The 26,023-nt window shown below is 71.0% G+C and carries 27 protein-coding genes; 7 read left to right on the forward strand and 20 right to left on the reverse strand.

The window, feature by feature from the left end:
- Window positions 1–6 precede the first annotated feature (6 nt).
- Window positions 7–978, reverse strand: a complete 972-nt coding sequence (locus AC6JA9_RS42170; protein WP_223750998.1) for a zinc ribbon domain-containing protein — start codon at window positions 976–978, stop codon at window positions 7–9.
- Entirely contained in the window at window positions 975–1,928 is a 954-nt protein-coding gene (locus AC6JA9_RS42175; protein ID WP_223750997.1) for a TFIIB-type zinc ribbon-containing protein, read from the reverse strand. The genes AC6JA9_RS42170 and AC6JA9_RS42175 overlap by 4 nt, the downstream gene beginning before the upstream one ends.
- Before the next feature lie 135 nt (window positions 1,929–2,063).
- On the opposite strand from AC6JA9_RS42175, the gene AC6JA9_RS42180 reads away from it, so the two are divergent.
- From AC6JA9_RS42180 to AC6JA9_RS42195, 4 genes are all read left to right on the forward strand, one after another.
- On the forward strand, window positions 2,064–2,378 hold the full coding sequence (locus tag AC6JA9_RS42180) for a hypothetical protein (RefSeq protein WP_223750996.1): 315 nt from the start codon (window positions 2,064–2,066) through the stop codon (window positions 2,376–2,378).
- Window positions 2,379–2,554: 176 nt separating this feature from the next.
- Complete coding sequence (locus AC6JA9_RS42185) at window positions 2,555–3,238, forward strand: hypothetical protein (protein ID WP_141332498.1); 684 nt, start codon at window positions 2,555–2,557, stop codon at window positions 3,236–3,238.
- Between the two features lie 183 nt (window positions 3,239–3,421).
- Window positions 3,422–3,595 (forward strand): hypothetical protein, encoded by a 174-nt coding sequence (locus tag AC6JA9_RS42190; protein WP_170300510.1) that lies wholly within the window; start codon window positions 3,422–3,424, stop codon window positions 3,593–3,595.
- Between the two features lie 183 nt (window positions 3,596–3,778).
- Window positions 3,779–5,359 (forward strand): CBS domain-containing protein, encoded by a 1,581-nt coding sequence (locus AC6JA9_RS42195; RefSeq protein ID WP_223750995.1) that lies wholly within the window; start codon window positions 3,779–3,781, stop codon window positions 5,357–5,359.
- Between the two features lie 22 nt (window positions 5,360–5,381).
- Here AC6JA9_RS42195 and AC6JA9_RS42200 read toward each other — a convergent pair whose 3' ends face one another.
- The 6 genes from AC6JA9_RS42200 to AC6JA9_RS42225 all read right to left on the reverse strand — a co-directional run bounded on the left by AC6JA9_RS42200 (window position 5,382) and on the right by AC6JA9_RS42225 (window position 10,405).
- The gene (locus AC6JA9_RS42200) at window positions 5,382–5,921 is read right to left on the reverse strand and encodes a hypothetical protein (RefSeq protein ID WP_223750994.1); all 540 of its coding nucleotides are present in this window, start codon (window positions 5,919–5,921) and stop codon (window positions 5,382–5,384) included.
- A gap of 18 nt (window positions 5,922–5,939) precedes the next feature.
- On the reverse strand, window positions 5,940–7,268 hold the full coding sequence (locus AC6JA9_RS42205) for a Kelch repeat-containing protein (protein ID WP_223750993.1): 1,329 nt from the start codon (window positions 7,266–7,268) through the stop codon (window positions 5,940–5,942).
- The gene (locus tag AC6JA9_RS42210; protein ID WP_497958848.1) at window positions 7,265–8,122 is read right to left on the reverse strand and encodes a hypothetical protein; all 858 of its coding nucleotides are present in this window, start codon (window positions 8,120–8,122) and stop codon (window positions 7,265–7,267) included. The genes AC6JA9_RS42205 and AC6JA9_RS42210 overlap by 4 nt, the downstream gene beginning before the upstream one ends.
- Before the next feature lie 179 nt (window positions 8,123–8,301).
- Window positions 8,302–9,108 carry a Rieske (2Fe-2S) protein gene (locus AC6JA9_RS42215; protein ID WP_223750991.1) on the reverse strand — a complete coding sequence of 269 codons (807 nt, stop codon included), beginning with the start codon at window positions 9,106–9,108 and terminating at the stop codon, window positions 8,302–8,304.
- Entirely contained in the window at window positions 9,105–9,683 is a 579-nt protein-coding gene (locus tag AC6JA9_RS42220) for a YceI family protein (protein ID WP_223750990.1), read from the reverse strand. The genes AC6JA9_RS42215 and AC6JA9_RS42220 overlap by 4 nt, the downstream gene beginning before the upstream one ends.
- Before the next feature lie 62 nt (window positions 9,684–9,745).
- On the reverse strand, window positions 9,746–10,405 hold the full coding sequence (locus AC6JA9_RS42225) for a hypothetical protein (protein ID WP_223750989.1): 660 nt from the start codon (window positions 10,403–10,405) through the stop codon (window positions 9,746–9,748).
- A gap of 493 nt (window positions 10,406–10,898) precedes the next feature.
- Here AC6JA9_RS42225 and AC6JA9_RS42230 point away from each other — a divergent pair, with 493 nt between their 5' ends.
- Window positions 10,899–12,743 (forward strand): sensor histidine kinase, encoded by a 1,845-nt coding sequence (locus AC6JA9_RS42230; RefSeq protein ID WP_497958849.1) that lies wholly within the window; start codon window positions 10,899–10,901, stop codon window positions 12,741–12,743.
- A gap of 13 nt (window positions 12,744–12,756) precedes the next feature.
- Here AC6JA9_RS42230 and AC6JA9_RS42235 read toward each other — a convergent pair whose 3' ends face one another.
- From AC6JA9_RS42235 to AC6JA9_RS42245, 3 genes are all read right to left on the reverse strand, one after another.
- Window positions 12,757–13,182: a nuclear transport factor 2 family protein gene (locus AC6JA9_RS42235; protein WP_223750987.1), complete on the reverse strand. Its 426-nt coding sequence runs from the start codon at window positions 13,180–13,182 to the stop codon at window positions 12,757–12,759.
- A gap of 136 nt (window positions 13,183–13,318) precedes the next feature.
- Window positions 13,319–14,767: a hypothetical protein gene (locus AC6JA9_RS42240; protein ID WP_497958850.1), complete on the reverse strand. Its 1,449-nt coding sequence runs from the start codon at window positions 14,765–14,767 to the stop codon at window positions 13,319–13,321.
- A 157-nt stretch (window positions 14,768–14,924) separates the two neighbouring features.
- Complete coding sequence (locus tag AC6JA9_RS42245) at window positions 14,925–16,553, reverse strand: GAF domain-containing sensor histidine kinase (protein ID WP_223750985.1); 1,629 nt, start codon at window positions 16,551–16,553, stop codon at window positions 14,925–14,927.
- 337 nt (window positions 16,554–16,890) lie between these two features.
- On the opposite strand from AC6JA9_RS42245, the gene AC6JA9_RS42250 reads away from it, so the two are divergent.
- Window positions 16,891–17,286, forward strand: coding sequence for a hypothetical protein (locus AC6JA9_RS42250; RefSeq protein WP_223784159.1), 396 nt, complete (start codon window positions 16,891–16,893; stop codon window positions 17,284–17,286).
- 53 nt (window positions 17,287–17,339) lie between these two features.
- Here AC6JA9_RS42250 and AC6JA9_RS42255 read toward each other — a convergent pair whose 3' ends face one another.
- The 5 genes from AC6JA9_RS42255 to AC6JA9_RS42275 are packed head-to-tail and all read right to left on the reverse strand — an operon-like array spanning window position 17,340 to window position 21,646.
- Entirely contained in the window at window positions 17,340–18,320 is a 981-nt protein-coding gene (locus AC6JA9_RS42255) for a c-type cytochrome (RefSeq protein ID WP_497958851.1), read from the reverse strand.
- Window positions 18,317–18,868, reverse strand: a complete 552-nt coding sequence (locus tag AC6JA9_RS42260; protein ID WP_497958852.1) for a cytochrome c oxidase subunit 3 — start codon at window positions 18,866–18,868, stop codon at window positions 18,317–18,319. The genes AC6JA9_RS42255 and AC6JA9_RS42260 overlap by 4 nt, the downstream gene beginning before the upstream one ends.
- Window positions 18,865–20,586 carry a cytochrome c oxidase subunit I gene (locus tag AC6JA9_RS42265; RefSeq protein WP_223750982.1) on the reverse strand — a complete coding sequence of 574 codons (1,722 nt, stop codon included), beginning with the start codon at window positions 20,584–20,586 and terminating at the stop codon, window positions 18,865–18,867. Before AC6JA9_RS42265 ends, AC6JA9_RS42260 begins: the two co-directional genes overlap by 4 nt.
- Complete coding sequence (locus AC6JA9_RS42270) at window positions 20,583–21,386, reverse strand: cytochrome c oxidase subunit II (RefSeq protein WP_223750981.1); 804 nt, start codon at window positions 21,384–21,386, stop codon at window positions 20,583–20,585. Before AC6JA9_RS42270 ends, AC6JA9_RS42265 begins: the two co-directional genes overlap by 4 nt.
- Window positions 21,383–21,646: a hypothetical protein gene (locus tag AC6JA9_RS42275; protein WP_497958853.1), complete on the reverse strand. Its 264-nt coding sequence runs from the start codon at window positions 21,644–21,646 to the stop codon at window positions 21,383–21,385. Before AC6JA9_RS42275 ends, AC6JA9_RS42270 begins: the two co-directional genes overlap by 4 nt.
- A gap of 540 nt (window positions 21,647–22,186) precedes the next feature.
- Between AC6JA9_RS42275 and AC6JA9_RS42280 the strand changes: the two genes are divergently transcribed.
- Window positions 22,187–22,846 carry an SCO family protein gene (locus AC6JA9_RS42280; protein WP_223750979.1) on the forward strand — a complete coding sequence of 220 codons (660 nt, stop codon included), beginning with the start codon at window positions 22,187–22,189 and terminating at the stop codon, window positions 22,844–22,846.
- 681 nt (window positions 22,847–23,527) lie between these two features.
- Here the strand turns inward: AC6JA9_RS42280 and AC6JA9_RS42285 are convergent.
- The 4 genes from AC6JA9_RS42285 to AC6JA9_RS42300 form a co-directional block, all read right to left on the reverse strand.
- Window positions 23,528–23,983 carry a hypothetical protein gene (locus tag AC6JA9_RS42285; RefSeq protein ID WP_194869542.1) on the reverse strand — a complete coding sequence of 152 codons (456 nt, stop codon included), beginning with the start codon at window positions 23,981–23,983 and terminating at the stop codon, window positions 23,528–23,530.
- 143 nt (window positions 23,984–24,126) lie between these two features.
- Window positions 24,127–24,606: a hypothetical protein gene (locus AC6JA9_RS42290; RefSeq protein WP_141332586.1), complete on the reverse strand. Its 480-nt coding sequence runs from the start codon at window positions 24,604–24,606 to the stop codon at window positions 24,127–24,129.
- 55 nt (window positions 24,607–24,661) lie between these two features.
- On the reverse strand, window positions 24,662–25,198 hold the full coding sequence (locus tag AC6JA9_RS42295; protein ID WP_223750978.1) for an O-acetyl-ADP-ribose deacetylase: 537 nt from the start codon (window positions 25,196–25,198) through the stop codon (window positions 24,662–24,664).
- An 89-nt stretch (window positions 25,199–25,287) separates the two neighbouring features.
- Window positions 25,288–25,875: a Fis family transcriptional regulator gene (locus AC6JA9_RS42300; protein ID WP_141333031.1), complete on the reverse strand. Its 588-nt coding sequence runs from the start codon at window positions 25,873–25,875 to the stop codon at window positions 25,288–25,290.
- Window positions 25,876–26,023: the final 148 nt, after the last annotated feature.

The following is a 26,023-nucleotide window of genomic DNA, read 5'->3' on the forward strand; positions in this document are numbered from 1 at the left end:
CTCGCGCTACATCCTCCCCGCGATGAGCATCGTCAGCACCAGCGCCGCGAGCACCGCCAGCACCACGCCGAGCACACGCCACGCGGAGATGGGGGACTCGCCGAACACCACCTCCGCGTCCTGGCCATGCACCAGGACGCGGTACGGCTTGTCGCGATAGCGATACGCCAGCACATACACCGGCAGGGCCCACCGCGTGGTGCGCAGGCTCGACAGCGCCACGGCCACGCGCACGTTGCGGTAGCGACGGCCGGGGATGTCTCCACTCGACTGCACGTGCTCGCTCGCGAGCCGCTCCACGGCCTGGAACACCCTGCGCCTCGCCCCCGAGCGCGTCGCCTCGAAGCGCTCGACGCTGGCGCCCTCCGGCCCTCGCGCCTCACCCACCGCCTCGTCGAAGCGGTAGTGCGGCGTGAGCTTGTCGCACTCGTCCATCTTCAAGCCGCGCGACGCGGCGACCAGGATGTTGGAGAAGTCCAGGTGCGTCTGCCCCGCATGCGGCGCCCAGTCCGAGCGCCGTGAGCCCGCGTCCGAGTCCGCCGTCCAGCTCACCTCGACGCCCGCCTTGAACACCCACGCGGGCCACCACATGGGCCGCATGGACTCCAGCGACGCCTCCTCTGCCAGCCCCGAAGGCCGGAAGAACGCCTTGCGCCCCAGGAAGCGCGACAGCGCCTCGCTGGCCACCGACGGCTCCACCGAGAAGGGCAGCCACCCCTGCGCCTGCTCCACCGGGTCCACCGTCATCTCCACATGCGTCACCGCGCCGCAGTAGTCACACCGTGGCGCCCGCGCCTCCACCGAGTACTCCACCGACGCGCCGCAGCTGTCACAGCGCACCACCCGCGCCCGCTCGACGGCGGCCTCCTGCCTGGGCGGCTCCGGCGTCGCGAGGCCACACACCGGACAGCGCAGGTCATCCACCTCCAGCTCGCACGCGCACCGCTCGCACGGCGACACGCTGACGGCCGCGCTCATCGGCCACCTCCCTGGAGGAAGAGCCACAGGCCCAGCACCCCCAGCAACCCCACCACCACCGCCGCCGCCACCTTCCACACGGACAGGGGCGCCTTCCCGTGCACCTCACCCGTCTGTCCATTCACCAGCACGCGCAGGGGCTCCGCGTCCTGGGCGTAGCGCACCGCCAGCACCCAGACGGGCAACAGGCACACGTCCAACGACTCCCAATCCAGGTGGCTGTCGTGACTCAGCTCCCGATGCGAGTCCCCGGGCATCAGCGCCGCGAGCTTGTCCAGCAGCCGCCCCGACACCTCCTCGCGCGCCTTCTCCAGACACGCCTGGAACGTCAGCGTGGGCTCCTCCGCCACCCAGCCGGACACCAGCGCCGGCGTGTAGCGCGCCAGCCCCCGCAAATCGAACGGCTCCAGCGCCTCCAGCTCGTCGTTGTGCAAGCCATTGGACGCGGTGACGAGCACGTCCGCCACATAGCCGGAGACCTGGCCGCTCAACGGGCGCCACTCGGTGCGCGTCACCGTGCGCGTGCGCGTCACCGTCTTCCCGTTCTCCGTCGTCGTGTAGCGCTCCTGCTCCTGGTAGTTCTCACCGATGGAGGCCTGGAACCGGGAGGTCGCCAGCGCGCTGTAGAGGTAGGCGGGCACATAGACGCCGTGCACGTCCCCCGGCTTCGCGTCGCGAATCCCCGAGCGACAGAAGCGGCTGCGCGAGCGCAGCCAGTGCGACACCTTCTCCCGCGCCGCCGCGTGGTTCAGCGAGAAGCCCAGCGCGAAGCGCGGCTCGGGCACCCCGGGCGTCGGCGGGCGCTCCACCACGGAGGGCGCGGCGCAATACGGGCAGCGCGTGGTGCGCAGCGAGGGCTCCAACACCAGCATCGCGCCACACGACTGACACCCCAGCCGGAGCCTCGGCTCCGTCAGCGCCGCGGCCGGCTCCTCGTGCCCCAATGCCATCACCCCGCTCCTTGTCGAGACGCAGCGGACAGGCGCTCGCCCGCCCGCTCGCCGTGCGGACTTCTGCGCCACGACGATAGCCGGGTTGCCGGAGGCATTCCGCGTCATGACTGTATCCAGACGGAGGATTCCATCATGGCGAAGGACCCGCGACGACAGCCCGCCACCCAGCCCGCCGAGGACTTCTACGGGCGCCCCACCGGTCCCCGGGGCGAGCCCGCGCCCCGCGAGGAGCGTGAGCCGCCCCGCGTCCCGCCCTCCACGCCCGACGACGACGCGCCCGAGCGTCACGGACGCGCCCACCCCATCGACCCCGCCGAGCGCACGCCGGAGGCCATCCTGGACGACATCCCGGACGGCGACGGTCCCCGCAGCGACGCGGGCACCAATCCTCTTCCCGACCTCTACTGGACCGCCTTCCCGGGCAGCCTGGAGGAGGAGAAGGACTGACTTCACGGCCGGCCCGAGGGGGCTTTCCCGAACCCTCCAGGTCCCCTCGGGCCACGGCCTCTTCTTGATTGAGTGTCTGGTGACCCCGCGCGCAATCCCTCACGCCCCGTCTGGAATGTCAGCCCCTCCCTGTACTGTGTGCTCATTCGCCAGCACATCCAGGGGGAGGAAACTCCATGGCGGAAGTCCGTGAGCTGCCTCGTGTATCCGTGAACAAGCTGGGTGAGTACCTCACCGCCACCCCGGCTCGTCGCAAGCGCATCATCTACGACCAGAAGCACCCGCCCGAGCAGCAGTATCTGCGCTACCCGGAGGCGTCGCTCGCCATCACGGACTTCCTGTGTCGTGACCTGGACCCGGCCATCCTCCGCGAGCACCAGCGCCGCTTCGCGTGCAGCGTGCCGCAGTCGGAGTTCGAGGCGCAGCGGCTGCATCTGTGCTCGGAGGCGCTGGAGCGCTTCGCGGACCTGGTGCCGTGGCTGGGGCTGGAGGACACCATCATCAGCCCCGTGGGCGCCGAGCCTCCCGTGCTCGAGATGGCGGGGGTCACCATCAGCGTGCGGCCGGAGGTCGTCCTGCAGCGCATGGACCGACATGGCAATCCACGCGTGGGCCTGATGAAGCTCTACTTCTCCAAGCACCATCCGCTGGATGAGCGCTCCGGGCAGTACATCGGGACGATGCTGCAGCGCTTCGCCGAGCAGCACCTGTGTCAGCTGGGTCCGTCGGACCACCGGATGGTGCAGGTGGTGGACGTGTTCGCGGGCACCCTCTTCACCGCGCCCCGCGCGCATATCCGCCGACTCAGTGACGTGGTGCTCGCGTGTGAGGAAATCGCGGAGCGCTGGGCCGTCCACTGAACGAGCATTCGCTGCACGGCGTCCGCGCTCGGGAGCGTGGTGGAAGATTTCCGTGGGCTCGCGTGAGTCGTGAGACACGGTGAGTCATGTGAAACATGACGCTTCTCGGGTTTCCGGGCGGGGCCTACGCTCTGGCGTGCCGGTCGATTCGGCGACCGGCCTCACCCCTACGGGAGACGCATCATGAAGAGCCACAAGGTGAAGACTTTGAAGGAGCTGTTCGTGAAGGACCTCGCCCGCATCCACGGAGGCGATGGCAGCGCCACGTCCACCTCCTCCACCGAGACGCAGAGCACCTCGCCCCAGGTCTCCACCACGCAGGCCTGTTGCGAGGAGAAGAACGACCCCTGCTGCTAGGGCGCGGTCGTCCTTCGGTTCGCTGAAGCTCGCGCGTGTCTCCCTTGCTTGGGGGCACGCGCGTTTCTTTTCGCGGGGGCCCGTGTCGAGCCCTCCGGTCGGGGGGCGTGTCCGGTGCAGGGCGGCGCGGGTGTTGGCTCGTGGGAAGTCGGTGCGCGGGGCCGATGGGAAGCGGACACTCGGGTGGGTCCGCGTGGGTGTGGCGGGTTGGTGGAGCGCGGGGCCGTCACCAGCGTGCGCCGCATGGCGCATCGAGGCATGGACAACGGCAAGGATGAGGCGCGGGGGGCCGCCGCTCGGCCCGGGATGGAGACGGCTCGGCCGGCGGACGCGGCGCCGCCTGGGTCTCGTGAGCGGAGTGAGTCCGATGTGTCGGGCTGGAACCCCGCTCGGGATGAGGCGCCTTCGTCGCGGGAGGGACGCTATCACCGCGCCGCTTCGCTGCGCATGGCGCAGCCCCGGACGGCGGTGGAGGACCGCTCCGACGAGGCGTGGGCGAGCGGAGGTGTCCAGGGCGGGCCCTATGGGCGTGATGACCGGGATGACCGCTACGCCACGGGCGTGGGGCCTCGGGCACGCATGGGGACGCAGGACCAGGAGCTTTCGCCCCAGCCCGCGGATTACCGGTCCTGGAACCGGGAGGGGTACGGCGGCGAGGAGTCGCGGATGCGCGGGGACGCGCCGGGTGCGGTCTCGGGTTGGCGGGCTCGCGAGGAGGCGCCGCTGCCGCTGGAGACGAGCACGCTCCATGAGCCGCCGCGCCGGAGCGAGGGACGCGCGTTCCACACGGGCGATGTCGACACGGAGCTGGGGCTCGCGGAGGAGACGCTCGAGTTCGAGGCGCGCTCCCACGTGAGCCGCCCGGGTGAGCGCGCTGGGAGCGGATGGCGTGGCAGTCGCGACCTGGCCGCGCCGTCGCGTCGGCACTCCGACTCGGAGCGCGCAGAGGGTGGATGGCGCGGCGCTTCGCCCTCACGTCAGCACTCCGATTCGGAGGGTGGCGTGCGCGGCGGTCGCGACCTCTCCGCGCCTTCGCGGCAGCACTCCGATGAGGGCTGGCGCGAGGAGCGAGAGATGTCCGCGCGGTCGCGTGAGCGCTCCGGTGTGGTGCGTCCGGAGGAAGGCTCTCGCGAGGGCCGTGAGGTGTCTTCGTCCTCGCGAGGAGGTTCTCGTTCGGAGCGCACGTCCTCGTCTTCGCGTGGCACGTCTGGCGTCGAGCGCTCGGAGCGCGCCTTCGTCGCGGACCACATCCGCGAGGACCGGAGCCAGGACTACCGCGCACCGCCGCTCGGCATGTCCCAGCGATGGCAGCGGGAGCCGCTGACGGCTCGCGACGTGATGACGCGCAACGTGCGCTCGGTGCGGCGTGACAGCCCGCTGCGCGAAGTGGCTCGCATCATGAAGGACGAGGACTGCGGCGTCGTCCCCATCGTCGACGAGCAGGGCCGCCTGGTAGGGCTCGTCACGGACCGGGACCTCGCGCTGCGCGCCTTCGCCGGTGGCAATTCACCGGAGCAACTGCGCGCCGCGGACGTGATGACCGAGGACGTGGAGGCGGTGACGCTCGACGAGAGCCTGCATGGTCTCATCGACATCATGGCCCGCCGGCAGATTCGCCGGCTCCCCGTCATCGAGCGCGATGACCGGCTCGTCGGCATCATCTCGCTGGGAGACATCGCCCAGCGCGCCGACGCGGACGAGGAGCTGCAACACGCCCTGGAGCGAATCTCCGCGCGCCGCTCGTTCTGGACGCGGCTGCGCTGACGTCACCTCGAGGAAGCGGAGCTCACGTCGCCATCAGTCGGCGGAGCTCCGCGTCCTCGACCCACCACACGCTGGACACGGGAATCACATAGAACCCCTGGTCCGCGAGTTCGAGGAGGACGGGCGGAACCCAGCCGTAGACGAGGCCGCCGTGGACCTCTGTGTAGTCGCCCTTCCACTCGCTGTCGTGCGCGAACCAGGTGTCCCAGCCGGGGATGTCGTAGTCATCCAGGTAGCCATTTGACGGCTGCGTCGCCGCGCCACACAGGTCCGAGTCGAAGTGTGTCGCGAACACCCGCCCGCCCATCAAGTCTCCGAGCGGCGGCAGCGGCAGCTTCAGCCGCTCGAGCGCCCGGCGACGTCGCTCGACGATGAAGTCCACCGCCTCCGCGGGCACGGCGGGCGCGCTCAACAACTGGAACACCAGCGTGTCGCCGTCATGCCCGCAGACCGGCGGCATCAGCTCCACCGAGCGCGTCGTCACCCCGGCCCTGGCGGCCTCGGCGCGTGGCAGACACCACGCGATGGTCTCCGCCAGCCGCCGCTTGAATCCTGTCACCATGCGCGCCTCCTCCGTGCGTCAGGGCCAGTAGCGCTCGGCGGACTTCAGCGCGGCGCCATTGGAGCCGTGCCCGCCAATCACCAGCACCGAGCCATCATCGAGCAGGGTCGCCGTGTGTCCCGCGCGCGCCGTCGGCAGGGCGGGCCGGAGCACCCACTCGAGCTGGTTCGAGTCGAAGAGCTCCACCGTCGACAGCGAGTCATAGTCCGCCTCCGAGCCCCCCACCACCAGCACGTCCCCCGACTTCAGGGTCGTCGCCGTGTGCGCGAAGCGCGCGTCGAACATCGCGTCCATGGGAATCGGGGTGTTGCCGCTGCCCTCCTCGGTCGGAATCAACTCGGTCGAGGAGAGGGCGATGACGGAGCCCGCGCCATCCCCTCGCTTGCCGCCCGTGATGAGCAGCTGCGCGGCCGCCTCGCCCTGCCCTATCACCGCCGCGGCATGAGCGTGCCGAGGCTCCAGCAAGGGACCACCGGCGACGCTCCACCCCTCCCCTGGCGTGTACACGTCGTAGCTGCCCTCGGTCCGACTCGCGTTGTAGCCACCGACCGCGAAGACCCGGTTGAGCACCATCGTGACGGACAGGACGTTGCGCTCCGCGCGCATGGAGCCGCTCCCGGTCGACCAGGTCCCTCCGAACACCGCGTAGCGCGCCGAGTCGCCGAGGCCCGTCTCCCCGTTCGCCCCGCCTCCCATCACCAGGACCTCGTCCCCGTCCGGCAGGAGCACCGCCCCGTGGCTCGCGCGAGCCGATATCGGCAGGTCCGGTCGGGGTGAGGTGCCCGAGGCCGGGTCATAGAGTTCCACGCTCTTCGTCGGAGTGGCCCCCGCGCGGCCGCCCACCACCAGCACCTTCCCTCCGGAAATCAACGTGGCGGTGTGCTCACCCCGAGCCACCTGCAGGGGCGGCAGGCTCGTCCACGAGCCGCCATTCCGGGGGTCGTAGAGCTCCACCGAGGTGAGCGCTCCCGTCCCACTCGCGTTCGAGAACCCGCCCACCACCAGCACGCGCCCATCCGCCAGCAACGTCGCGGTGTGCCCCGTCCGCGCCGTGTTCGGCGTCCCCGCCGCGTCCCATCGGGGACGCCCCGCGTCGGGACCTCCGTCAGGGCCCGCGTCACCCGCGTCGGGGCCTCCGTCAGGGCCCGCATCACCCGCGTCGACACCTCCGTCGGGCCCCGCGTCCCCGGCGTCTCCTGCATCGTGGGCGCCCGCGTCCGCGTCACAAATCTCCGGGTGCTCCCGGCAGAAGCGCGAGGTCCGCTCCTCCACGTCGACGCACGAGACGACGGCCTGGAGGCCGAGCACACACGCCACCGCCACCACGAACCGCATCCCCGTCCTCACGGCCACCTCCCGGACACGAAGGCGGACGTCCCATCCGTCCCCACCGTCAGCGCCAGCGGTGCCCGCGGCGCCCCCAACAGGTACATCCCCGTCCCCACCCCCAGCCCCACCACGCCGCCCACCAGCAACCCCACGCTCACCGACTGGAGCGACCGCGCACGCGACGCCACCTTCCGCGCATCGTCCCGGGAGCGGAGGTCCGGTGAGGGCTCATCCAGCTTCGACTCCTCCCGCGACGCCAACCACCACATCACCCCGCCCCCCGCCGCCAGCGCCCCGCCCACGGCCGCCGGAATCCACGCCCGCTCGCGCAGGGAGACGGCCCGCCCGGACAGCGCGCCGTCACCGCCAGGCAGCACCCGGTCCGAGTTCCCCGTCGCGGACTCGTCGTCCATGCGCGCACCCACGCCCTCCCCGTCCTCCTTCCTCAACGGCTCGGGCCGCTCACCCCGCGCCGCCAGCTCCGCGAGCACCTTCTGGCGCACCGCCTCGAAGCGCGTCCTCAGCTTCGGCGACACCGCCAGCGGCAGCTTCGCCTCCGGGTCCAGGAAGAGCGCCGCCTGGAACGCCGCGTCCGCCTCCTCCTTCCCGCGGCTCAGCTCCGCCAGCACCACGCCCTCGTAGAGCGACACCGCCACGTCGTCCTCGGGCCCCTTCGACACCTTCTTCGCCCGGGAGATCTGCTCCAGCGCCCGCTCGTGCTCCAGGTCCTCCACCAGCCGATGGATGGACAGCAGGTAGCGCTTCACGTCCGGGGACACCTCCGCCCTCGACCCGAACGGCAGCAGACACAACCCCAGCAACAGGACCCCGACCCCCACCCTGCGAGCCCAACCCACGCAAATCCTGCTCATTGAGATGGATTCCATTTCCAGGACATCCATGCTCGATTTCCCCGAGGGGTACAAGAGGCCCCATGGGCTCTCACGCCCCGGGAAAACGTCAAGGGCCCCGAGAGTCTCCACCGAGTGGAGACCCGCGAGGCCCTCGAGCCGAAGCCGTCACTCGCGCGCGCGTCACCGCGCGCCGGACGTCACCGCACGCCCGTCACCACCACCGCGTCCGTCGTCTCCGTCACGGTGAACTTCTTCAGGGGCAACGTCGCGGGCCCTCTCGTCACCGCACCCTGCAGCGTGAAGGTCGAGTTGTGGCAGAAGCAGATGTAGTCCTGCTCGGCCTGACGCGCGGACACCTCGCAGGCCTGGTGCGTGCACAGCGCGTCCACCGCGGACAGCGAGCCATCCGAGGCGCGGGCGATGAAGATCTTCTTCCCGTAGCCGCCAGGGACACCCTCCACGAAGCTGCCGTTGTCCTTGAGCGTGGGGAACTGCGAGAAGGGCAGCCGCACCTCGCCGTTCACCGCCGAGGGGAAGCCGCCCTGACCCGCGCGCAGCTCGATGGTCAGCTCGCGGTTGCCCGGGTTGTACGTGGAGGCGAACTTGCGCAGGCCCACCGTGGCCGGCCGCTGCGTCACCGCGCCGTCGATGGGGTTGAACTTGGACAGGTGGCACGGGCACACCACCTCGCGCCCGTCGAAGCCGAGCGGGCACGCGGCGTGGGTGCACAGGTTGGACAGCACGGAGAAGGTGTCCTGCCCGGAGTGCGTCACCAGCAGGTCCGTCTCCTCGCCCGCCACGCGCAGCGTAATCGCGCCGCCCACGCGCTCCAGGTCCGGATAGCGCGAGACCTGCAGCGTCACCACGCCCTCGGCACTGGCCGTCACGTCCGTCACCGGCGCCGGGTCGATGTCCGGCGCGCAGCCCGGCAGCGCCGTCGCGGCCGCGCCCGCCGCGCTCGTTCCGAGGATGCCCTTCAGGAAGCCACGTCGCGACGTGCTCACGTCCCCTCCACCACGAAGACCAGCTTGGGCTCCAGCACCAGCTTGTCGTCCACCTTCACCATGAGCAGCGACGGGCGCTCGATCTTGAACTGCTCCAGGCTGACGGTGAACGAGCCCTCCGTCGTCACCTCCGTGGCGGACTTGAACAGCACCGTCACCGGCACCTCCACGCCCTGCTTCTCCCCGTGGAAGAGCAGCTGGCCCTTGAGCGTCACCTGCACCTTCGAGGGGAAGGTCGCGGGCAGCTTCACCCCCGTCGCCACGCCCTTGAAGTCGACGATGGGGTGCTTGGCCACCTCCGTCACCTCCCACATGTGCTGGTCGCGGTTGGCGTTGCCGGAGTCGAAGTCCTTGATGTTGGCGCGCACTGCCACCTGCAGCGTGCCGTCCGCCTTCAGCAGGGCCTTGCCGTCGCTGGGCTTCGCGGTGCCGACCACCTCGTGCGCGGGGTGGTGCAGCTTGTAGGTGAGCGTGCTGGCGTCCTTCTTGAGCGCGTACGTCTTGGCCCCCCCCTGGGCCAGGGCGGGCACGGAGAGCAGCAGGGTGGTGAGCAGCGCGAGTCGTCGAACGGTCATGTCCGTCTCCAGGAGATGCAGAGGTCGTCCCTCCGAGGCCAACGGCGCCCGGGGGAAAAGATTCAGAAGAAGAGGGTGAAGATGCCGGCCGTGACGGCCCCGAGCGTGGTGTAGCCGACCACCTGGTGCGCGGTGGCCAGGTCCGTCTCCGACAGCCGGCCGAAGCGGTCCGTGGCCATGATGCCGAGGATGATCTGCGCGATCATCCCCGCGGTGGCCAGGGACATGAAGAGCTTGTGGAAGGAGATGGTGTCCCACTCGGCGTTCTGCTTCTCGAAGGGCTCCGGGGCGAGCAGGCCCAAGAGGCCCACCGAGGCGAAGACCACGGAGGTCCCCACGGCGAAGCCGCGGTGGAGCCCCAGCAGGTTGCGGTCATCGCCGCCGCCGCGGAACGAGTCGTTGAACTGGAGCTGGCCAATCACCGTGGTGGTGACCAGGCCCGCGGCCAGCGCGAAGCCCAGGCCCTGGTGCAGCTTGAGCATGGTGCGGCGCCGGTCCAGGCGCTTCTGCAGCTCCGGGTCCACCTGGGCGGCGGCGACGTCCTCGGCGGGCTCCAGCAGGTCGAAGTCCAGCGAGGGGTCCTCCGCCGGAGCGGCCTGCTCCTCGGCGGGGGCCTGCTTCGTGGGCGCGTCCTTGGCGGGCGGCGACTTCTTCTGTTGGGCCTGGGCGGTGGTGGTGGACAGCAGCGACAGGATGACGAGGACGGCGGCGAGGCGGTTCATCAGTGGGTATCCGTGAGGGGCTCGTGGCGGAGGGGCGGACAGGTGCGGCAGGGGTGCCGGGGGCCTGCTTCCATCATGCCGACGTGACTCACGAAGAACCCGGAACCGATTGCAAAGTCGCCGCAACGGGGACCGGCCAGGGGTTTCGTGGACGCGATGTGGAAGACGAGAGGCGGCCGGAGACGGCCTGCATGAGGGGACCCGAACGAAACCTCCCAACCAGGTGGTGACCCCGGAAGCATGACTCCGAGGCCCAGGGGCGACGGTAGCGCCACACTCCGCGTTGCGGAAGCCGCATGACGGGCGGCGGACTCTGTCCGACAGCCACCTTCCTCCGGGCTCGGGGTCGGAAGACCCCGGCCGGTGTGTTCACTGCCCGCGCGGGGGACTGACGGGCGCCCGACAATCATCCGCCCGGGGCCGGAAATCCGGCTCCGGATGCGTTTCAGTGGAGGCAGCCCGGGGTGTCACCTGCGCCATCGGGCAGCCGCGCATGGAGAAGCATTCGTCCGTCAGCCTCCGCTTGCCTCCTCCCGACGAGGGCCCGGGTCCCAGCGTGGAGCTGCTGGCGGAGAGCCGCCGCGCTCGCGCCAGCGCCGAGCTCGCCAGCGCGCGCATGCGAAGTCTGCAGTCGCTCACGCTCGCCCTCTCCGGCGCCCTCACCTCCGAGGACGTCGCCCGCGCCGTCGTCGTGGAGGCCGTGCGCACCCTGGAGGCCCAGACCGGCGGCCTCTACCTGCTGGAGGCCCGGGGCTCCACCCTGGAGCTGGTCCACACCGTGCGCTGCCCCCCGGCCATCGAGGCCGCCTTCACCCACGTCCCCCTGGGCGCCAACGTCCCCGTGGCCGAGGCCGTGCGCACCCGCGCGCCCCTATGGCTGTCCGACTTCGCCACCCTGGCCGAGCGCTTCCCCATCGCGGCCGACCCCGCCCGCCCCGAGCACGGAGACCTGTCCATCGCGTGCCTGCCCCTCATCGCCCGCGACAGGACGGTGGGCTGCCTGGCCTTCATCTGGGGCCGCGCGCACGACTTCGACGAGGAGGAGCGGGCCTTCATCGACATGCTGGCCCAGCAGGCCACCATGGCCCTGGAGCGGGCCCGGCTGCTCGCCGCCGAGCGCAGCCAGGTGGAGCGCGTGGGCCTGCTCCAGCACGCCACCGCCATGCTCGCCACGTCGCTGGACCTGGGCCACACCCTGCGCGGCGTCGCGCTGGGCCTGGTCCCCACCCTGGGCGACTTCTGCATCATCGACGTGATGGGGCCGGACCACGAGGTGCGCCGCACCTTCCACGCCGCCACCCCCGAGTGCGCCGGCCTGCTCGCCGCCAGCCACTGGCGCCCCCCGGAGCGCCCCGGCACGCCCATCTGCGCGCTCGCCAGCGGCCAGCCCGTCTTCGCCCCCCAGGTCGACGCGGCCTGGGTGGAGTCCACCGCGTGCGGGCCGGAGACGCTCGCCCTGCTGCGCACCCTGGCCCCCACGTCCTGGCTGTCCGTCCCGCTGGACACGCCCGAGGGCGTGCTCGGCGCGCTCACGCTGGGCCACTGCCTTTCCGGCCGGCACCACACGGCCGAGGACCTGGAGCTGGCCATGGAGCTGGCCCGCCGCGCCAGCGCCGCCGTGCAGAACGCCCACCTGTTCCACCAGACGCAGCAGGCGCTCCAGCTGCGCGACGAGTTCCTCGCCATCGCGAGCCACGAGCTGAACACGCCGCTGACGGCGCTGAAGCTCCAGCTGTCCCGGCTGCGGCGCATGTCCTCGGACGGGGAGGTGCGGGCGCGCACCACGTCCGCCGTGCAGCAGGTGGACCGGCTGGGCCGGCTGGTGCACGAGCTGCTGGAGGTGGCCCACCTGTCCGAGGGCCGGCTGCACCTGACGCCCGAGCCCGTGGACCTGGTGGACGTGTGCCGGGAGGTGCTCACGCGCTTCACCGAGGAGAAGGAGCGCGCGGGCGCCACCATCTTCCTGCGCGCCGACGGCGCCGTGTCCGGGCGCTGGGACGCCTCGCGCGTGGACGGCATGGTGACGCACCTGCTGTCCAACGCGCTCAAGTACGGCCTGGGCCGCCCGGTGGAGGTGGAGGTGGCCTGCATCCCCGGAGACCTGGCGCGACTGGTGGTGAGGGACCGCGGCATCGGCATCCCCGCCGAGCAGCTCGCCCACCTGTTCCAGCGCTTCGGCCGCGCGGTGCCGCTGAGGCACTACGGCGGCTTCGGCCTGGGGCTGTGGTTCTCCCGTCAGGTGGTGGAGGCCCACGGCGGGCACATCCACCTGGAGAGCTCACCGGGGCTGGGCACCACCGTCACCGTGGAGCTGCCCAGGACGCCGGAGACGACTTGAGCCCCAGGCCCGCTCACGCCGGAGCGGTGGAGGGCACCTGGGAGCGCTGCGCGGTGCCGTGCGCCAGCTCCTCCCCCAGCGCGTGCGGGTCGAAGTACGCGTAGAAGCGGCGGATGTGCTCGCCATCCCACTCGAGGATGGAGACGCCCTCGTAGGCCACGGCCGCGCCGTTCTGCGCGGTGCCATGGGACTCCCACTCGAGCGCCACCCGGTCCCCCGCCTCAATCATGTTCCGGAAGGACGACTTCACCTGGCGCAGCGTGGCCTTGTACTCGCGCCAGAACTGACGCGCGCCCTGCTTCCCCTTGAACACCCGGGAAGAGGCCAGGTTGCTCACCTGGGCATCGTCGCTGAAGAGCGCGACGAGCGCCTCCAGGTCGCCGTCCTCCTCCAGGCTCGACAGTGCCTCCACGAACCGCTGCGCTCGCTCCGTCGCCATGCGCGTGTCCTCGCTCGCCCCTGGGTGGAAGGGGGCCGATGGAAGGAGACTGCGCATGCGCCATCCCGGGTGCCTCCCCCTCCCGCCTGCCCTCCGGTACGACGGGGGAGCCCCGGTCAGCACGCTGTCCAGGCACTCAGGTGCCCCGGGCCCGGGACCACTCCTCGCGGTTCCAGCCGTTGCGCAGGTAGCGTTCACGCTTCGACTCGGGGAGCGCCTCCCAGGCCACTCCCCGCGCCAGCTCCGGCGGCGTGTCGAAGAGGCCCACGTGCTGGCGGTCCACGGCCTGCGTCGCGCGCTTCGCCGTGAGGCCCTTCATCTCGTAGCCCAGCCGCAGCTCGGCCTTGTTGCCCTGTCCCTTCACGTCGACGAAGACGCCCCCGCCGAACTCCGCCTCCCTCAGGTTCAGCTTGCTGTAGCTGCCCGCGTGCTTGCCCACGCCGACGGACAGCTTGAGGTCACCGTCCGAGGAGTGGCTCACCGAGAACAGGCCCAGGTCCACCTTCACCTCCGACTGGAGCTGGCCCTTCGAGTCGCGCGTCACCTCCAGCCCCACGGGTCCGCCCTTGAGCGCCACGCCGCCCGAGGACTTCAGGTCCACGCGGCCCCGCGAGTCGAGCCGCGCCTCGCCGCCCACGAGGAGGTGGTCGTGCTGCAGCTCCGCCTTGCCATTCAGGGAGAAGGTGCCGCCGGGGCGCTCGCCGAGCAGCTCGCGCTGACGGGCATTGATGGCCTGGTAGACCCAGCCCGTGGACCCCGCGGTGCCCACCGCCAGGCGCCACTCCTTCGCGAGCGCCTCCCGCCGGGGGTCCTCGCGCGACAGCCCCAGCATCGAGTCCGACAGCCGCGCCTCCCGGGGCGGGCCCAGCTTGCGCAGCTCGTGGAGCCCCTGGGACTGCTCGACGGCCTGGACATAGCGACCGAGGTAGGCGGCGTGGTCGGCCAGGTACGTCCTGCCCGCGGTGACGGCGTGCTCGCTCACGGCCTGGCGCAGCGAGTCCGGCAGGGCCGCGTCGTGACGGAAGAAGGCGGGTCTGCCCGGGTAGCCCAGCGGCCCCGACGCGGGCTCCCCCGCGAGCCGCTGGAGCATGCCCTTGGCGTGGGCCTGCTCCAGGAAGGACGCGCGCGCCTGGGGAGACTGCTCGGCCAGGAAGGTCTTCAAGAGGCCCTCGCGCTCCATCCGCTCCAGGGTGGCGCGGTAGCCCTCCGGCGGGAGCTGTCCCAAGAGCGTGTGCACCGTGCGCACGTCCGCGTCGCTGACCGTCCAGTCGCCGAGGCTGCGCGTCAGCCTCGCCTGGAGGTCCGGGTAGACGTCCGCGGGGACCTCCGCGCTCCGGGCCCGGAGCCTGCCGCCCAGCGCCGTCAGCTCTCCGGCCGACACGGTGGGGCCGGTGTCCCGGGACGTGCTCCCTGGCTGCGGAGGGGACGGGGACTTCGAGGTGGGTTCCTTGAACGGCTGCACCGCGTTGCGCTCACGGGCGGCCGGGGTGGGGGGATGAGGAGGGGGCCGCGCCGGCGTGGGCACCTCGTCAGGGACCAGGTCGAGGGCCAGGGCGTTGCTGCCTGCTGTGTCGATTCGGGACATGCGCTCGCTTCCGCAAAGGGGACCTCCGGCCGCACTGCACCGGGCACACCAGGGTCCACTCCGAGCGGCGCGCGGGCCCTCGGCGCCTCACGCCATCGCCAGTTCCGGACGTGAAATCTCCCGGCACGGACGTCCTCGCGCGCGAGGTCGGCGCGAGTCAGGCGACCACGGCGGCGACGGCCCGGGAGTCGAGCGGCAGCTCCAGCGTGAAGGTCGTCCCGGTGCGATCCCCGCTCTCGATGCTCACCCGTCCACCATGGGCCTGGGCACAGCCCCAGACCAGGGTCAGCCCCAGGCCCCAGCCCTTCGAGGGCCCCTCGCGCGCGGAGCGCGTCCTCGAGAACGGCTTGAAGAGCAGGTCCTGGTCGGACTGGGAGAGGACCCGGCCCTCGTTGTGGACGGAGACCCTCGCGCCTGAAGCCGTCCGCGCGACGGTGAGGGTGACGGGGGAGTCGCTCGCGCCGTACTTCACCGCGTTGCTGGTCAGGTTCCAGAGTGCCCGGCGCAGCTCGTCCTCGCTCCAGAAGCCCTCGACGGGCGCCTCGGCCACGAGGAGGAAGCGCTCGCCGTGGATGGTGCTCAGCTCCTCGATGACCTCCCGGGCGATGGCCCGCAGGTCGCACGGCGCGAACTGGAGCGAGAGCTGCTCCCCAGCGCGCAGGCGGTTGGCGTCGAGCAGGTCCCGCACCATGCGGTCCGTGCGCTCGATGTTCTGGTCGATGCGCCGGGCCAGGTCCCGCCGCTCCTCCATCATCTCCGGCCGGCGCAGGAGCAACTGCGCCGCCACCTTCGCCGCCGACAGCGGCCCCCGCAGGTCATGGGCCAGGACGGAGACGAAGCGCTCCCGGAGCACCCGCTCCTCCTGCAGGGTGTCGACCTTCGTCTGCAGGTCCGCGTACAGCTTCGCGTTGTCCAGGTGGATGGTGAGCCGCTCGCCCAGGGACTCGAGCCGCCTCCGCTCCCGGGCAGTGAAGTCGCGCGACGCGGCGGCGCCGACGTACAGCACGCCCCTCAGGGCGTAGTGCGTGGCCAGCCGGATTCCCAGCAACGAGGAGAGCCCCTCGCGCCGCAGGTCCTCGCTCACCGCCATCGGCGTGGCCTCCGCCTCCTCGCCCGAGCCGGGGTCCTCGTCCACGACGCCTCGAGTGGTCGCGTATCGCGCGAGGGCCTCCATCGCCACGCCCGTGGAGACCACCGTGCCGAGACCGGGGAGCGGGGTCTCCTTCAAGAGCAGGGCCGCGCCCTGTCCCCCCAGCGCCTCCATGATGAGCTCGAGGACCTCCCTCAATCGCTCCTGGAGGGAGGCGGCGTCCACCTCCAGGGCCTCGTTGGCCACCTTCTGGATGAGCCGCAGGTAGCGCTTCTCCGCCTGCTCATCCTCCCGCATGTGCTCGCTGAACAGCGCGATGACGCTCGCCGAGGCCGCATGCAGCTCACCGAGCAGCCGCTCGACGTCCTCGACGTCGGGCCGCGCCTGGGGCGGAGCCTCGGCCCACATCCTGGAGATGCACCTGCCCAGGAGCGCGAACTCCTCGACGACCTCCGCGACGTGGAACCCCTGGCGGAGTCGCGCGGCCACATGGCCCTCCACATACTTGCGCCGCTCAGCGAAGGTGGTGGCCGGCGCCTTCGCGTCCTCCGCGAGCGAGGCCAGATAGGTCGGCATGATGTTCTTGAGCTCGGGGGCGTCCAGGCCTCGGGCGGAGGCGGCCCGGGTCGCCTCCTCGGTCCACAGCCGGACGATGGCGTCGTAGTGCCGGTGGATGATGTCAGCGATGCGGTTCATCGTGTGGCCCCATCGTTCTGCCGCACGGAGACGCCATCCCGTGCATTCCTGGAGAGGGGATAAGGCCTGGGCCTCCCGGAGGTGAGCGGGGAGAGCGCCGGGCCCGCGGACCACCGTTCGCTGGCATACACGCCCCGGGGAGGTCGCGACGGGTGCCCGAGTGGGGGAGGGCATCCCGCCCCGAGGACCGAGGACCCATCCCCGAGCCCCCTCGGCGGGCGAGTGGCCCGCCGCTCCATGTCCGCGGCCGCCTCCGTGTCCATCCTCAAGAAGCTCAACCTTCCCCTTTCAAGCTGTCCTTCTCGCGAGTCGCGCGGCGGGCCGCCCGAGGTCCGCCATGCCTTCGTACACGGTCGACATCCCGCTCCATCTCCACCACGCATACTGGCAACTGCCCAATGAGATGCGCATGGCCGTCGCGCTGCATCTGCTGGCGATGGCGGAGCTGGCGCCCCGGAGATACTCCGCCGTGGACGGGGGGCCGAGCCGCAGTGACATCGCCGGCCTGGACGCGGGCGAGCACCTCGTGGAGCTCGGCGGGCTCTGGTTCTCCTATCGCATCACCCCTCAGGAGAACCTCTTGCGGTTGCTGGATTTCGGGGGCACGACGCGGGGTGTCCCCGCCCCCGCGCCCTCCACCTGGAGGAACCACCTGCTGGACCAGGATGTCTGGACCAACGAGGGCGGCGGCAGCCATGCCCTGGCGCGGGGTGACGACGTGGCGGGGACCTGAAGCCTCCCGCGCGCGGAGCACGCGCGTGGGCCCGAGCGGGCGTGGCCTCCTCTTCAGTTCATCGTGGAGCCGCGCAGCCGCGCCCTCAGCACAGCGGCCTCGTCCGTGTCGCGCAGCACCACCAGCGTCTGCACGTAGTACGCGAGCGCCCACAGGTTCTCCTCGGGAATGGCTCCCTTCCACGTCGGCATGGCCGCGCCGCCCACGCCCGCCGCGATGACCCGGTAGAGGTCCTCGCGCTGACGCTCGGGAGTGTACGGCGCGCCTTCGATGGTTTCTCCCACGGGCCAGATAGTGCGCAGGGGCTGGAAGAGGAAGTCTGGCGGGAGCACTTTCTGCGTGCGCGTGGGCTCGCCGTTCGCGTCCACCTCCACCGGGTGGTCCGACTCGCGGACCTGTGCGGTGTAGGGGTCCACCTTGGACAGGTCCACGTCGCGCCCCGTGGCCTTCTTCATCAACGCGGCGAGCTCCGCGCGCGGAAGGTACGCGACATGACAACTGGAGCAGCCCGCGTTGCCCGCGCCCGACACGTGATAGGCGACGCGGCCCCGCTCGATGGCCTCCGCTTCACGGCCTCGCCACGGGTCGGGTGACATCTCCAGCGGCTTGCCGGGGACCTCTTCCTTCCAGCGAGGGCTGAAGGTCTTGAGGTATTGCACCACCGCGTCGAGGTCCGCGTCGGGCACATCCCACGCGAACATCGGCGTGCCATGGAGCCCTCGTCGCAGCGTGCGCTTCAGCGCCTCGTCCGTGGGCAGCTCTCCCACGGAGACACCGCCGAACTTGAACAGTCCCTGACGGAAGCTGCGAGGCACGGGCCGCATGCCCCGTCCCGCCGGGCCTTGTCCGTCGCCCTGCGCTCCGTGACAGGAGGCGCAGTAGTACGCGTACACCGAGTGCCCACGCACCAGCGTCTCCGCGGAGAGGACGCGGCCGTCGGCGAGCTTCAGGGGCTCGAACGTGGGCGAGCTCTTCGAGCGACACCCCGCGAGCGACACCAGGAGCAGCAGGGCCGACAGCACACGAGAGGTCATGGGAGGTACACCGCGATGAAGAGGAACACCCACGTCACCGTCACGAAGTGCCAGCCCAGGGCCCAGGTCCGCCACGAGGCTCGCACGTCCGCTCCGCGCAGCTGACGCCAGCAGCAGGCGAAGAGCCCGACCTCCACCGCGAGCACGTGCAGCGCGTGCAGCGCGGTGAGGCCATGGAAGGCCGACGCGGACACGCCGCTCTCGGGGATGCGCAGGTGCTCGGTCCACCAGGCCCGGTGCATCCACATCGCCTGGAGCACGAGGAACCCGAGCCCCGCGGCCCACACTCCCCAAGTTGCCCACAGGGGACGAGGGCCCTCGCGGCGTGAGCCCAGGTGCAGGGCCGCGCTCCCCGCGACGAGCAGGAGCCCCGTGAGGCCCAGACCCCACGTGGGCACCCGCGGCGACGGCCACGCCTCGCGCATCCGGTACCAGCCCACCGCGAACACGAGCGCCGCGAAGAACATCGCCCACGCGGACAGGCCCAGCACCGTGCCGAGCCACTGTGTGGCCTCGGCCCGGGTGTCCGCTTCGGGCCGCGGGCTCATGACGTGCGCTCCAGGAGGGGCAGCGGGCTGCTGATGGCTGGAGACTCCGCGGGCAGCACCTCCGCCTGTCCCACCCAGTCGCGGCCCAGCTGCTCCAGCACCTCCGGCTGGGACAGGGCATGCGGCCCGCGCAGCACGACGGGGAGCTGCTCGAAGTTCTCGTCGCTCGGAGGGCTGGCCGCGCACGTCCACTCGAGCGTGCCCACCTGCCACGGGTTCGCGTCCGCCACGCGCCCGCGCCAGAGCGTCCACACCAGGTTCACGACGAACAACACCTGCGCGGCCCCGAGCAGGAACGCGCACGCCGTGGTCCACTGGTTCAGCGGCAGCAGGTGCTTCAGGTACGTGTACTGGTACGGGTCATAGAGCCGGCGCAGCTGTCCCGCGTAGCCCGCCGCGAGCTGTCCGCCGAAGACCCCGAGGAACAGCACCGCGCTCGACACCACGTGCGCCTTCGCGAGCCCTTCGTGAAGCTGTCGCCCGAACATCTTGGGGAACCAGAAGTACAGCCCCGCGAAGACGCCCAGGAAGCTGGCCGCGCCCATGGTCAGGTGGAAGTGCCCCACCACCCACAGCGTCCCGTGCAGGGGCACGTCCGTGGCCACCGCTCCCAGCGCGAGCCCGGTGATTCCGCCCAGTCCGAACACCCCCATCGTCGAGAGCGCCGCGAGCATCGGCGAGGTCAGCCGCACGCTGCCGCGCCACAGCGTCATCAGCCAGTTGAGGAACATCACCTCCGCCGGCAGCGAGATGAGCAGCGTCAACACCATGAACGTGCGCCCCAACAAGGGCGACATCCCGCTGGTGAAGAGGTGGTGCGCGTAGACCAGCCCGCTCAGCGCGGACACCCCGCCCATGGCCCCCGCCGTCAGGCGATAGCCGTGCGCGGGCTTGCGGCTGAAGAAGGACACCAGGTCCCCCACCATGCCCCACGCGGGCAGGATGAGGATGTAGACCTCCGGGTGGCCGAACAGCCAGAACAGGTGCTGGTACACCACCGGGTCCCCGCCGCCGCCCACCGCCGCCGCGCCCGCGATGAAGAACTGTGTCCCCAGCAACCGGTCCATCAACAGCAACACGGTGGCGGCCGCCAGCACCGGCACGAAGAGCACGTTCAACACCGACGCGAAGAACAGGCCCCACACGGTGAGCGGCAGTCGGCCCCAGGTCATCCCGGGCGCTCGGCATCGCGCCACCGTGACGACGAAGTTCAGCCCGTACGTGAAGGCCGAGACACCCGCGCACAACACCGCCACCGTCACCAGCGTCTGGCCCAGGCCCGGGGTGAACGCGGTGGTCGACAGCGGAGGGTAGGCCGTCCACCCCGCGCTCGCGGGCCCCAGCCGCACCGCGAACGAGAGGAGCACGAGGGCTCCGCCCAGCGCGTAGACCCAGAAGCCCAGCGTCGACAGCCGGGGGAACGCGAGCCTCCGCGCGCCGATGGCCAGGGGCAACACGAAGTGCCCCAGCGCGCCGAAGAGCAGCGGCGTCACCGCGAAGAAGATCATCACCAGGCCGTGCATGGTGAAGACGGAGGTGTACGTGGGCGGCGTCAGCGCGCCTCGGGACTCGGGCAGCGCCCACGCGAGCCCAGGCACGGGCTGCCCCGGCCACGCCCACTGCCAGCGGATGAGCAGCGCCAGCAGTCCGCCCAGGAGGAGGAAGCCCAGCCCGCTCCACAGGTAGCGCCGGGCCACCTGCTTGTGGTCGACGCTCACGGCGTCCTCCAGTCCCAGCCCCAGTGGGCCGCGACGTCGTCCGCGTCGTACGCCTGGAGCGCCTGTCGCCCCGCTTCGCGCAGCCACGCGGCGTACGCCTCCGAGGACAGGGCGCGCAGCTCACCGCGCATCCGGTAGTGGCTGGTGCCGCAGTGCTGGTAGCAGGCCACCTCCCACGTGCCCTCGCGCTCGGCCTGGAACCAGGTCTGGTTCACGCGGCCTGGAATCGCGTCCACCTTCACGCGGAAGTGCGGCAACGAGAAGCCGTGCACCACGTCCGTGGAGACGAGCTGCACCCAGACGGGGACGCCGGCGGGGACCCGCAGGTCGTTCCACGTCACCACGTCATCGGGCGTGTTGAAGCGGCCGTCCTCGCCCGCGTAGCGCGCCTCCCAGGACCACTGGTGCGCGTTGATTTCGATGCGCACCGTGCGCGGGTCCTCGGCGGGGACCTGGAGGTTCCACAGCACGTCCCGCAGGTAGCCCTCCGAGCCCACCAGCAACGTCCCGTCCACGATGAGGAACGTGGTCAGCGCCAGGCCGAGGACGAAGGCGATGGAGCGCTTGGTGCCTCCGTCCGAGGCCGCGCGCTTCGCGCCCCGGAAGCGCCACACCGCGATGAGCATCCACCCGAGCGCAATCGCCGCGAGGCCCGCCTCGAAGCGGTGACTCCACCCGAGCAGCGCGTCGATGCGAGGGCCGTGGGTGCTCGCGTTCTCGGGCAACGCGAGGGTCTTCAGCCCGGAGGGCGCTTCCGTGTCCGTCGAGACAGGGGAGGACCCTTCGACGGGGGTGCTCATGTCGGGTCCTTCCGGCTGTCCTCATGGCTGGCGCGACGCACGGCCCACACGCCCACGCCCAGGACCACGAAGGGCGTGAGCATCAAGCCCACCACGAGCAGCACCGAGCGCACCGCGGACTCCGGCTCCCTGAGCGAGCACGTCGCGCAGGCCCAGGCCTCCACGGGCAGCAGGGCCAGGAGTGCCAGCGCGAGGGCCGCGGCGGCGTGCGCCTGGCTCGCGACACATCGACGAGACGTGGTGCTCCGTGAGGGCTTCACGCCCGACATCGAAGACCGGGCGGTCCACCGGCGCCAGCCGCCTCGAGGGGACTCGCCGCCTCGGCCTTCCTCGGGCGTCGGGTGGAAAGCCAGAGGCGCGGTGGCATCTCGGAAGGACTCATCGTCCCGGCAGTCCTCCCAGGTTGGGGCGAGCGACGGGCGCGCAGAGGCGCCTCGATGAGGCTCGTGGCCTCGGCCTCCTCTGGGGATTGAGCGTGGCGCGGTTGCGTTTGTTCGGGGGAACTCGTCGACCCAGCCGTCCTCGGGGCAGCACGCCGGTCGAGCCTCGGACCGGACGAAGATGCCTCTGCCCGCTCCCGGGAGGCGGGATGCGGCTCGTCGACCCTGGTTGGAGCGCTCACCGTTCATCACCGCCCTCCCGGCTAGCACGCGGGAGTGACCGTCTCAAGCCGAGGCCCTCCTGGGCTCGGCTGCCCACCGGGGTGACCTGCCACCGGCTACACCTCGCGAGTAGGCGGGTTGGCCCCTGCGACACCTCGGCGCTTGTGCGCACCCAGGCCTTTCGTTAGTCCCAGGCCCATGTCCGCCGAATCGCCCCTCGCGCTCCCCCAGGCCCGTCTCACCCAGCGCCCCGCCTTCTGGGCCGGCCTGGCCGTCATCGCCCTGGGACTCACCGCCGCCCTGGGCCTGTCCCTGGTGCGCGGAAGCAGCGAGCCGCTGCCCCGGCTCGGCACCCTCCCGGACTTCTCGTTCACCCGGCAGGACGGACAGCCCTTCGGCAACGCCCAGCTCCGCGGGCATCCCTACATCGCCAACTTCATCTTCACCCGCTGCCCCACCATCTGCCCCGCGTTCACCCGGAAGATGGCGCACGTGCAGAAGAGCACCGACGCCCACGGCACGGGCCTCCAGCTCGTCTCCTTCTCCGTCGACCCGAAGTACGACACCCCCGAGCGCCTCGCCGAGTACGGCCAGACGCACGGCGCCAACTTCGCCCGCTGGAGCTTCCTCACTGGCGACTACGCCGTCCTCCAGGACGTCATCGTCCAGGGCTTCAAGGTCAGCATGGGCCGCGAGGCCGGCGCCCCCGAGGATGACCTGACCTCCATCTTCCACGGCTCCCACTTCGTCCTCGTGGACTCGAAGGGGGAGATTCGCGGGTACTACGACAGCGCTGACAGCGACTCGACGGACCGGCTCCTCGTCGACGTGAAGCGGCTGATGCGCGAAGAGGCGTGAGGCGGGCGGGGCCCGTGGATCCGGGATGATTGATCCGCGGAGCGGCGCTCCCATCGCGCGTGTGAGGCCGCGAGTTCGCCGCTCCCCTCCGGCCACGCCACGAATCACCTGACCTCGCGAGCCGGGCGGACTCAATCACTCACAGTATGACTCTGGGCTCCCGATTCTCGAGGAATGAGGATCATCAGGTCCGCCCTGCCGCGTGAGCCGAGCCCGAGCGACAGCTCGACCCTCGCGGGTATCGGCCCGTCCGAAGCGCAGGCCGCGCTCCGCATGGACCCAGGACGGGCCCCGTCTCCTGCGCGGGACCCGCTCCCGCCTCCACCCCGTGAAGCCGAAGGTCCGGCGCCTCCCTCTCGAAGGTGCGGCCCTCGTCGCATGCCCACGAACCGAAGGGCGGCGCCTCTCGCTCGGAGGTCCAGCCTCTCGCAAGCACAGCAAAGCCGAAGGTCCAGCGCCTCCCTCTCGGAGGTGCGGCCCTCGTCGCATGCCCACGAACCGAAGGGCCGGCACCTCTCTCGGAGGACCGGCCCTCGTCACATGCCCACCAACCGAAGGGCCAGTCCTCTCTCGGAGGACCGGCCCTCGCATCCGCCCCGCAAAGCCGAAGGGCCGGCCCCGCGTTGGCGGAGGACCGGCCCTCTGGCTAGCCACCTCATCGCGCCAGGGGCGCGAGGTGCCTTACTCGATGAAGGCGGCGTGGCGCTGCGCGATGATGTTCTGCACGTTCTGCTGGCCGAGGACGTTGTCCGTCCACGCGCCCACCTTCTCGGCGCCAGCGCGAACCTGCTCGGCGACCTTGGTCACGTCCTCGATCTTCGAGGTGGCCTTCGCCAGCGCGCCGATGCCGCCGATGGGGCCCTCGCCGACCAGCGACGTCACGCCCTGCTTCAGCAGGCCGTCCACCACCGGGGCCAGGAACTTGCCCACGTAGGGGATCTTGTTGATCTGCTCGCTGATCTTGTTGGTGATGGGCTCGATGATCTCCGAGGCCGGCTTCTTCAGGAAGCCCAGGAGCTTCTCACCGAACTTCGCGATGCCACCGGCGATGCCGCCGACCTTCTCCGCCGCGGTGCCAACGGTCTTGATGACGTTCTGGAACAGCTTCGCGGGGTTCAGCTTGTCGAACAGGCCCATGGTGACACCTCAAAGTTCGCGGGGGACGCGGAAGTTTTTTGGGAGAAGGAAGACTCGAAGTGATTCTCGACAGAGCGGCTGAATAGTTTCCGCCAGAATTTCCGTGAGAATTTCTCCGGACTTCCGCCCCCCGGGGCAGGACCTCAGGCCCTGCCACCACCGCCCCGCTTGATCTGATCCAACATCGCCTGCCGGGCCGCGGCGTCCTGGTTCCCCCCCGTGGAGGGAGCCTGGGTCGTCGTCGACGGAGGCGCGTCCGCGTTCAGGGAGGGCTTGCCCGCGGTGCCCGGGGTGGACTTCTCGAACTTGGAGTTGTCGAAGTCCGGCGCCGACCCGGGCAGCTCGCCCTTCATGCCCCGGATGAGCAGATCCGCGGCCTCATCGGAGGTCACCGGGGTGATGCCGTTCTTCTTGAGCTCCTCGTCGGGGACGATGTTGAGCTCCGGCTCCAGGTCCTTGTCCTGCGCGTACTTGAGGACCAGCTCGACGTAGTCCTCCAGCTTCATGCCGACAGCCTTGGCGATCTTCTTGGTGTCCGCGTCGTTCAGCAGCTCGGCGCGAACGACCTCGATGGGCCGCTTGAGCCCGCGCTTGGGCTTGGCGGGGGCGTTATCCTGAGACATGTGATGCTCCGACGAAGAAAGGACGTGGGCGAAACTCTAGCCCAGTTTTTCTCGTTCACACATTCTCGCCCCCGCCTCCCTCTGACGACAGCGCCGTGAGGGCTCGCTGGTAGGTCTCCAGGTCCGCCTGGGAGAAGAGCACCACCGTCACCTTCTCCAGCTGGGGCAGCCGCCCGAGCGCCGCCCGGATTTCCCGGAGCGCGATGAGCGACGCCCGCTCGATGGGGAAGCGATACACGCCCGTGGAGATGGACGGGAACGCCACCGAGCGCAGGCCGTGCTGCTCCACCAGGGCGAAGACGCTCTTGTAGCACCGCGCGAGCGTGGCCTCCTCGCCCCGAGCCCCCCCGCCCCAGACGGGCCCCACCGTGTGGATGACGTGGCGGGCGGGCAACCGGTAGCCCTTCGTCAGCTTCGCCTGGCCCGTGGGGCAGCCATGCAGCAGGCGGCACTCGGCCAACAGCTCCGGCCCGGCCGCGCGGTGGATGGCGCCGTCCACGCCGCCTCCGCCCAAGAGCGCGCTGTTCGCCGCGTTGACGATGGCGTCCGCGTCGACGCGGGTGATGTCACCTCGGATGAGCTCCAGGGTCATGGCCTCTCCTCTTGCCACGGGTGGGCCACGGACGACGCCTCCGGCGACCGCGCCTGACTCGAGGCGCGGCGGGCCGGGAGCACGGGTCCTCAGCGCGGCGAGGCGTTGCGAGGCGCCGACTTGCGCGTGCTCGACACGGGCTTGCGCGCCTTGGGGAAGGTGCGCGTCACCGTGCCGGGGCGGCGGGCCTCGGCGGCGGCGCGGGCCTTCTCCTCGGCGGCGCGGGCGGCGGCGGCCTTCACCGCGAGCTGCTCGGCCTGGAGCGCCCAGCGCCGACGCAGCAAATCCCGCAGGCCCTCCTTCTGGAGGTCCACCTGCGCCTGATGCAGCCGGTAGTGCAGGTCCTCGCGCAGGGTGCCGCGCGCGAGCGCCGCGTCCGCCGCGCCCGACACGCCCACCACCACCTTGGGCCGCTCCTCCTGCATCTGCAGGCAGCGCAGGATGAGCCCCTGCGCCTCGCGCCCCAGCTTCACCGCGTCCGGGATGAACACCACGCCGTTGCGCTGGCGGAGCGCGTTGGCCAGGTCCGCGGCCTGCCGCACCTCCACCAGCTCCACGTCGAAGCTGCGCGCGGCCTCCTGGGCCCAGCTGCGTCGCTCCTCCTCCGTGCCTCCGTGGATGATGAGCGAGGCACGATTGCAGACGAGCTCTTCTTCTCGGTAACCGCTGAGCGTCACCGGCAAACCCCCTGCTGCCTGAAGCGTGGAGGCCGGATTCTAACGCCCCCCCGGGTCCTCCATTCAACGCCCCGGGTATCCTGGCAGGTGGGGCTCGGAGCGACCCACCTGAAAGCCCTTTCATGTGTACCTGGGTGACAGCTGTCTC

The organism is Myxococcus sp. MH1 (genome assembly GCF_059738865.1).